Here is a 6,311-nt window from a genome sequence, read left to right as displayed (position 1 = left end):
GCGCCTGGCGTGTAGTTGCGCGCCGATCCCGGCCAGGATGCCCAGGCCCAGAACCGCCGCCGACAACAGGCTTGCGGCGCGCAAGGACACGGTATGCGCGATGATGAAGAAGGAATAGATGCTGAACGTGCCCAGGGTGAACAACAGCGCCATCACATAGCCTTGCTCCAGCCCCAGCCCCAGCAGGGTACCGGTCATCACCACGTCAAAGGCGATGGGCACCGGCAGGAACAGGCCTACCAGCGCGATGATTATCAGTGCCCAGAACATGAAGGGCAGATCGGTGATCAGCCCGGCAGGCAGCAATGTCGCCACCAGCGCGCCCAGAAATCCGGCCAGCAGCATCAGCGGCACGGTCATTTTCACGATGAACCACAGGTTCGCGGTATAGCTGCGCGCCACTTCCCAGAGCGCCTTCCACAGCGGCTCTGACTGGCCGGTTTGGCCCAGTTCCGCAGCGCTCCAGGCAACCGGGTCGGGGGCGCTGACCTGTGGGGCGACCTGATCGCGCGGCAGCATCCGGCAGATCAGCGGCACCACCCCCAGGATCACGATCAGGCTGAGCGCGACCTTGGCCAGCCCCATATAGACCGGCAGCAGGCTGAAGGTCATGGTCAGCACCACGATATTGAGCGTGGGCGAGGCGATCATGGCCGACAGGACCGTTTCGGCCCGCATACCGCCCGAATACATGCCCCGCGCGATGGGGGCGGCACAGTTCACGCAGACCCCCAGCGGCGTGCCGATCACCAGCCCCAGAAGCGAATTGGAGAACCCGCCCCTGAAACTGCGTGTCTTGAGATAACCCGCCCCGGTCAGAAAGGCCGCGGCAAACAGAACGCCGAAGGTCATGCCCTTTTTATTGGTGTTGATCCAATTCAGCGTCGACCAGAACACCTGTTCGACGAAGCTCATGTCGGGGGTGATGGTGAACATCGCCTCGAAGCTGAGCGAATCCTCCAGCTGGATCGCGCCCGACATCATCGCCTTTTCATCGAGCGCCGGATAGCGCGACCCGGTCCAGAACAGATAGGCCAGAAGCGCGATAAGCAGGGACGCGAAAACAAATCTACGATTGTAGGGAGGGACGATCAAAGAAGTCATGTGCGAAACATACATTAGGCAGCAAGACCAGTGTAGGTTCAAACCTGCCGGTCGGTGATAAAAGTGACGTCATCTGTGGCCGGTGACAAAGGCCTGTGCCGCTTTGGGCATATGCCCGTAATAGAGTACGTTTTCGACAGGGTGAGGTTTGAAGGCCTCGCCCCTGATCTGCTCATATTCTGCACGGAACGCGCCGATTGGATGCTGCGCCTGGGGGACATTGGTCGCCACGCCGCCATGATACTGATGAAACATCCCCTCGCCCAGCAGCACGATCGGTGTGACGCCGTGCCGGGACAGCGCGCGATTGAGGAAGTCATGATTGACCAGCCCGCCGCCACCCGATTGAAAACGGGCCTCGTATCCGTCAAGTGCCTGGAAACTTTGCCGGGGCAGGCAAAGCCAACTGCATTCCGAGGGCATCCCGCCGAGAAAGCCGCACCCGGAGGATTGTGCGAGGGTGGAGATCTCGAACAGGCGATAGCCATCCCTGGGCCAGACAATGGCATCCAGCAACGCATCCTCGGCCGCTTGATCATAACCTTCCAGCATCGAGACATTCTGAACCTTGGGTCCAAGGTGCCAACTGAGAGCCGCGATAAACGGGTCCCGCGCCAATGTAAGCGCCGCAAGGGTGTCGCGGACCAGACCCGGTGTGGCCATTCGCGCGCCATCCACGATGAAGGCCAGCGCCGTGCCTTCGGCCAGGCTGGCCCCGTGGTTCATCGCATCAACCGGCGAGATGGACGGCGTGTCATAGGCCAAATAGCGGTAATTGGCGCCATGCGCCCGAACAGTTTCGGGGTCTAGCGGCCGGTCCGAGCCGTTGTCGATGGCGATGACCTCGTAACTGTCCGCATCTGCACCGATCTGGTAAGCCGGCGATAGCGAATGCAAGGTCCGCGCCGCTTCGCGCCGCATGTTGTGGAAAATGACGATGATGGATAACAGCATGGCCTGCCCGGTTTCTGGGTGACGTCGTTGTCAGAGCTTCTTCAGATAGCCATTGGGGTTATAGGTGGCGTTCTGTCCGAACATGTCGCAGTATTCGAGCGCAATCTCGAATTGGCCGGGGGTCGTCGCGAAAAAGTCCTGGATGGCGCGGTTGGGGCCGCCCTGATATTGCGCCGACAATCCCAGCTCGTCCAGAACGCCGTCCTCCATGGCCAGGATATCCCCCGGGCGCATGTGGCGATCAAAAAAGCAGAGCGCCCGAAGACAGCCGTCATAGCTATGGGCCGAATCCTCGGTGACAAACCAGGGATGGGGTATCCCGAACAGCGCATGTGTTTCGAAAACAGGCTCTAAATCGAGGACATTTCCCTCAACAAACTGAACGCGCGGGTGTGTGACCCCCTCGGGTGTCGCCAAATCGACAGAGACAATCCGGGTGTCCAGCCCCATCATGTCCGCCAGATCCGCGAATAACAGCGCGCTGCCGCCTGAATGCGATCCGATTTCCACAATGAGCCGCGGTTTCAAATCCCACAGCACCCGCATGTAGATGGCGATGTCCAAAGGGCTCTTGAGGCATCGGATGCCCTTGTAGGTATAGCGCATCACGCCCGCTTGATAGGCATCGAGCATCGGGGCGGGGAAGGCGGTTTTGAAAGAACGCATGTCAGGGGCCGATCAGTGAGGCTTGTGAAAATACACACCGGTCCAGTCGATCTCGATCATCTCTGGAAGCGGCATGTGCCGGGCCGAGAAGAAATCTGCAACGGCGCGGCGGCACATCTCCAGGGCCCCGTAATCGTCAACGATAACGATCCCACCGGGGCTGACCCGGTCATAGAGCGCATTCATAGCATCAATGGTGCTTTCATAGAGATCCCCATCGAGCCTCAGCAGAGCAATCTGGCGGGTCGGGGCATCGTGTAACGTGTCGCGAAACCATCCCCTGAGGAACGTGACGTTGTCATCCAGCAGATTATAGGCTGCGAAATTGTCCCGAACCGCCGTTTCAGAGATGGCAAGCTGCGGGAATTTTTCCTTGGTCAGGTCCAGCGTTCCGTCTTCGGTATGGGTGGGGGGCGGCAAACCCTCGAAACTGTCGGCCACCAGCACTTTGCGGTCCCTCAGACCATGTGCTTTCAACCACCCCGCCATCAGGATACATCCGCCGCCGCGCCAGACACCGCATTCCACAAGATCACCCGGTATCTGGCGGGCAAGTATGTCGTCCAGACAGGCATGCAGGCTGTCCAGGCGCAACCGGCCCATCATCGTGTGGCTGAACCCGGATTTCTCGATCTTGCGGTCGGGAAACTGGCCGATCTGGCGGCTGGCTTTCAGCCGTTTCAACCCATCGGCCCGTTCCGTTCGGATATCGTGCAGGACCCGATAGTCAAACGTTTCCGTGCCGGCCAGGCAATCGCGCAGATAGATCAGGCGCAATTCATCATCGAGATAGATCTCGTTGAGCAGACTGCGTTTGAGCAGATCGAGATAACCATCCGTCGCGGAGCCGCCACCGGTCGGTACAAGAGACCCGCGGCGCGCCTTGAACCGGGCAACGCATTCGGGGAATTCGGCCGTTGGACGAGGGGCCAACGCGATGCGAATATCGGCAATGCGGTCGAGCGCGGAGGCATCCGACGCCAGGTATGCCTCATCCTGTGCCTGCCTGGCAGGTGACAGCTGCGCCCCCGGATTGAGCCGGGTGATGACAGCAAGGCCCTTCATCTCGATATCGAACACCTCGATTTGCAGATCGGGCCGGTGGTCGCGCAGAAACGGGATCACCTTGTAGACATCGCCGGTCCAGGCCTGGGTTTGACGCTCGCGCGTGGTCCAGGCGATATCCTCGGGCAGCACATCGTCGACGACGATCACCGAATGAAGGGTGCAGTGCCGTTCCAGGTTGAGTATGTCGCGCAGAACGAATTCGGCGCGGTGCATCCCGTCGACAAAGGCAAGATCCACTGGCCCTCCCAGCAGGGCGGTCAGGTCGCGCTTGGCAAAAAACACATCGCTTGTCTCGCGGAAAAGCCGCGTCGGGGCCGTCAGCGGGGCGGTGATCTCGAAATCGGGGTCAATGGCCAAGCTTGGGCACCGCGCTCTGGCCAGGCTAACCCCTTTGCGACAGCCTATCTCGACATAGGAGCGGGGCCGCAATCCGTTGTGCAACAGATCCAGAGCAGACAGGTATTTCATGGGTTCTCAATAAAAAGGGGCCGGTGCGTCCGTATCCGGATAACGCACCGGCCCCTGGAATGCGAGTGTCTGGACGGCGTTATTGAGCGTCCAGCGCGGTTTCCAATACGGCAATCCGCTCATTGAGCTGCTGAATGAAGATATGGGCATGTTCCAGCTCATTCAGCATGCCTGTCATCTTGGCATTCATGTTGACCGGTCCATTCTGGGTCGGACCGACTGCGGGCAGGTATTTGTTGCCCCACATCTTGGCGGCGTGCTCTTCGATTGTCGGAACCTCGTAGATCTCGGGATCGAAGACCCCGTCACAGGGGTTGGCCGTCGTGCAGGTGCCGATATTGGTCACGATGCCTGCCGCGCTGAACGTTGCAAAGAGTTCGGCGCTGTCATTGATGCCTGCGATCTTTACTTCGCTGTTGCCCAGAATCACCTGCGATTGTGGTGTGCCTGACGCGTTCAGGGCGACAAGGCGGCGGTTGTCGGAATCGCTTTGCAGGCGGTATTGCACGGGGTTGTTGTCGTTGCTTTTCACATCGACGACCTTGACACCGCTGCCCTGGAACAGGGCGAGGGTCGTGGCCGCGTTATCTTCGACATCCAGCGGTGCATCGGGTGTTTGCGTCCCAAACCCGATATCGCCATCCGTGTCGATGAAAAGCGATTGCGCCGGCGCACCGGTTCTGATCCTGAACGACAGGGCGCTGCCATTGGTTACGTCACGAACAAAGAAGTTGGTCTCGTTGCCGGCCACATCCCAGGTCTGGGACTGAAAGCCCGAGCTGCCATCCTGTTCCAGCCGCAGGGTCGGGCTGTCGCCATTCAACATATGCGCTTCGACCAGCGGAGCGCCGGTGCCCATACCGATCCGCCCGCCGTCATCGACATAAAGCGCGTTCAAGGGGGCGCCGGCTTCGATGGTGAACGGGATGCGCCCGCCATCGATATCTTCGATCGAGAATTTGTTGGCCCCGCCATTGCCGCTTTCGTTGGCCACGATCTGCCAGTCGTTGCTGGGGAAGCTGGCCGAGACCGAGGTGTCCTGGAACCGGATCCGCAGGTTGTTTTCCTTCAGCCGGATCGTGTCAAAGCCAAAGCTTTCGCCGGAGGTACAGTCGGTGCCCACGCAGAGGCTGCCGACGACAACCAGATCCTGGTTGATGGTTTGAGTGGCCTGCGCCGCGCCCGTGAATGCGCTCGTCAATGCGGTTGTCGATAAAAGCGCCGCGGCGCCGATATTGAGTATGTGTTTCATTCTAAAATCCCTCCGGAATTATCAATTTATCGGTTCAAGTCAGCGGTGTCAGCCGTCGTCGCCTTCCTGGATGTCTTCGGGTGTGATGATCACACCGCGCGATACGGTGAAATGGCCCGAGGTGTAAAACGGCTTGGCCTTGGTGTCGCGCGCGGCATCGCCGCGGCCATTGTCGACGGGGTTGACGATCTTGACCAGCTCGCTGGTCGCGGCCCCCAGCTCATAGCGGTAGATACCGTCCAGAGCTTCGGCACCGCTCAGCTGAAAGACCGGCGTACCCGATGCGGCCTCGACGACGATGATCTCGCCATTCGGCGCGGTCACCTTCAGTTGTGCATTGCTCAGTCCGATAAAGTTCTCGAACCAGAACGCATTGGAATTATGTTGTTCTATAGGATCCGCAGCCCAAACCGGCCCTGCCATCGCAAGGATGACCGCCAGGGATGTGCCGCGCACGATGTTAAACATGGTCCCTCCAGACTGCTGGTGCTGCCGGTCACCGTCGTCCAACAAGATCGAGACGCTGCGCGGCATTATTTCGTTAATATGACATGAACATGTTGGGTTGCCCACAAAAAAGGCTAATTCAATCGGTCTTGTCGGCCCCATCGGTGGCGGGTTTGGCGGTGGATGTCCGGCGATGCGCTGCGGCACGGGCCTGAGCGGTATTGATTTGCTTGGGGGTCATCCGGGCGCTCAGCGCGTGGGGCGCCGCGCCGGTATCCAGCCCGGGGGCCTGGGCCAGGGTCAGCCAACTCTGGCCCCATTTAACCCTCGGCGAGCCCCCCCCCCCCGGGAA

7 protein-coding genes are annotated in these 6,311 nt (G+C 60.0%); all 7 read right to left on the bottom strand.

The annotated features are described in order from the left end of the window. Positions 1 to 1,104 (bottom strand): permease (locus HEP69_RS17560; RefSeq protein ID WP_290559793.1); only part of this gene is annotated, 1,104 nt, incomplete at its 3' end. A gap of 69 nt (positions 1,105 to 1,173) precedes the next feature. Then, the gene (locus HEP69_RS17555; protein WP_290559792.1) at positions 1,174 to 2,058 is read right to left on the bottom strand and encodes a glycosyltransferase family A protein; all 885 of its coding nucleotides are present in this window, start codon (positions 2,056 to 2,058) and stop codon (positions 1,174 to 1,176) included. Positions 2,059 to 2,088: 30 nt separating this feature from the next. After that, positions 2,089 to 2,724 carry a CmcI family methyltransferase gene (locus HEP69_RS17550; RefSeq protein ID WP_290559791.1) on the bottom strand — a complete coding sequence of 212 codons (636 nt, stop codon included), beginning with the start codon at positions 2,722 to 2,724 and terminating at the stop codon, positions 2,089 to 2,091. A 12-nt stretch (positions 2,725 to 2,736) separates the two neighbouring features. After that, the gene (locus tag HEP69_RS17545; RefSeq protein WP_290559790.1) at positions 2,737 to 4,260 is read right to left on the bottom strand and encodes a TylF/MycF/NovP-related O-methyltransferase; all 1,524 of its coding nucleotides are present in this window, start codon (positions 4,258 to 4,260) and stop codon (positions 2,737 to 2,739) included. Positions 4,261 to 4,339: 79 nt separating this feature from the next. Continuing rightward, the gene (locus HEP69_RS17540; protein ID WP_290559789.1) at positions 4,340 to 5,512 is read right to left on the bottom strand and encodes a hypothetical protein; all 1,173 of its coding nucleotides are present in this window, start codon (positions 5,510 to 5,512) and stop codon (positions 4,340 to 4,342) included. A gap of 48 nt (positions 5,513 to 5,560) precedes the next feature. Further along, positions 5,561 to 5,980, bottom strand: a complete 420-nt coding sequence (locus HEP69_RS17535; RefSeq protein WP_290559788.1) for a hypothetical protein — start codon at positions 5,978 to 5,980, stop codon at positions 5,561 to 5,563. A 118-nt stretch (positions 5,981 to 6,098) separates the two neighbouring features. Then, positions 6,099 to 6,311 (bottom strand): hypothetical protein (locus HEP69_RS17530; RefSeq protein WP_290559787.1); only part of this gene is annotated, 213 nt, incomplete at its 5' end.

Source organism: Aestuariivita sp. (assembly GCF_021404545.1).
Lineage (GTDB): Bacteria > Pseudomonadota > Alphaproteobacteria > Rhodobacterales > Rhodobacteraceae > Aestuariivita.
Note: the sequence above shows the minus strand (reverse complement) of the source record. Positions and strands in the feature narration are given on the sequence as shown.